General features: G+C 73.2%; 2 protein-coding genes. Both read left to right on the forward strand.

Going from position 1 to position 1,670, the window contains the following annotated elements; genetic code table 11:
• Positions 1 to 159: 159 nt before the first annotated feature.
• Positions 160 to 1,149, forward strand: a complete 990-nt coding sequence (locus B7L92_RS36660) for an SMI1/KNR4 family protein (RefSeq protein ID WP_004987048.1) — start codon at positions 160 to 162, stop codon at positions 1,147 to 1,149.
• Positions 1,150 to 1,158: 9 nt separating this feature from the next.
• Positions 1,159 to 1,670 (forward strand): SUKH-4 family immunity protein (locus tag B7L92_RS36665; protein ID WP_497592023.1); only part of this gene is annotated, 512 nt, incomplete at its 3' end.

The following is a 1,670-nucleotide window of genomic DNA, read 5'->3' on the forward strand; positions in this document are numbered from 1 at the left end:
CGGCACCGCGATCCGTGCGGTGACCGCGCGGTAGTGCGTGCGGGACACCGCGGGGGTCGTGGCGGTAAGCAGTCGAGACAGACGTGACAGCCGAATACGTTCCGTGACGGCCCGGAGGTGGGCGGCGGGTCGTACAGAGTGCCGCAGGGGGCAACCGCCATGACGACAGGTCGGCTCGGGCAACAAGCCGCGCCGCCGAACGCGGCCTACGCCGGGCAGGTCGTGCACTTCCCGGATCCGGTGCGGGCGGCCCGTCATCCGAGAGGGGTTCGGGTGGACGAGCGCGGTTACCCCGACTTCTCGCCCTACGCACGGGCTGCCGCGGAGGTCGCGGAGCCGCCGGAGGGTTTCGGTGTCGACGAGCTGCGGCTGACGGACTACGTGTCGGCGAACGCGGCGTTGGCGGCGAGCGGCCACGCGCTGTGGGACACGGTGCCGGCGGTGGCGACGCCGCACGGCTGGACGTGGCACCACGTGGTGGGGTCGCGGCGGCTGGAGCTGGTGCCGGTCGAGGTGAAGGCGCTGCTGCGGCATCACGGCGGGGTGGCGACGGCCGCCGTGGACCAGGACAAGCGGGGCACGCGGCCGTTGCAGGAGACGCGCCCGGCGCACTTCGGGCTGCCGAAGTCGGGTGTGGCGGTGACGGAGGCGCAGGTGCTGGGGGTCGAGGAGGACCTCGGGTACCGGCTGCCGGGTGCGTACCGGTCGTTCCTGAAGGCGGCGGGCGGGTGCGCTCCGGTGGGGACGGCGCTGGACGCGGAGCTGGGGCTGCTGGTCGACCAGCCGTTCTTCACGGTGCGGGACGAGGCGGCGGTCAACGACCTGGTGTACGTCAACAAGTGTCTGCGGGACCACCTCACCAAGGACTACCTGTGCGTCGGTTTCGTGCAGGGCGGTCTGCTGGCGGTGAAGGTGAGGGGCGACCGGGTGGGGTCGGTGTGGTTCTGCGCGTACGACGACGTGCGGGACGTGGATCCGTCGTGGCCGCCGGCCGAGCGGGTGGAGCGGCTGCTGCTGCCGTGCGGGGACGACTTCGACGCGTTCCTGGCGCGGTTGGCGGGGTCTCCGCCGGAGTTGGAGACGGTGGCGAATCTGATGGTGGACGGTGGGTTCGCGCGTGCCGTTCCGGTTTCTTCCGCGGGAGAGTGAGCGGTAGCGATGGTGACGTTCGCGCAGGCGCAGGAGCGCGCGGAGGAGTGGGTCAACGGGGATGTGCCGTCGTACCAGCACCGTGAGGTGCGGGTGCGGGAGTTCGACCTCGGGTTCGTGGTGTGGGCGGAGGACCGTGCGGACGGGCCCCGTTCGGACGGGGGCGCCCAGCGGCTGGTGATCGCCCGGGACAGTGGCGAGGCGACGCTGTGGCCGGCGCTGCCGGTGGGCGAGGTGATCCGCCGGTACGAGGAGGAGTACGGCCGTGACGACGCGGCGCCCGAGCCGGTGCCGGCGCCCGCGGCGCGGGTGGACCTGAACCAGACGTCGTTCCTGTTGAGTCCGCCGGAGTGGCTGCAGGAGGCGGCGGACCGGCTGGGGATCCCGGACCGGCGGGAGGAGGGCGCGGGCGCGGCGGCACCGTCCGGCCCGTCCGGTCCTTCCGGCTCGTCTGGCCCGTCCGGTCCTTCCGAGCCGTCGGGTGCCCCGGGGGCGGAGTCCGGTTCGGCAACCCCTCCCAG

It is taken from the genome of Streptomyces viridosporus (assembly GCF_002078235.1).
Classification (GTDB): domain Bacteria; phylum Actinomycetota; class Actinomycetes; order Streptomycetales; family Streptomycetaceae; genus Streptomyces; species Streptomyces viridosporus.

Bases quoted from the DNA above. Each gene is read 5' to 3' on its own strand.
- B7L92_RS36660 (WP_004987048.1), top strand. From the start codon at position 160: ATGACGACAGGTCGGCTCGGGCAACAAGCCGCGCCGCCGAACGCGGCC.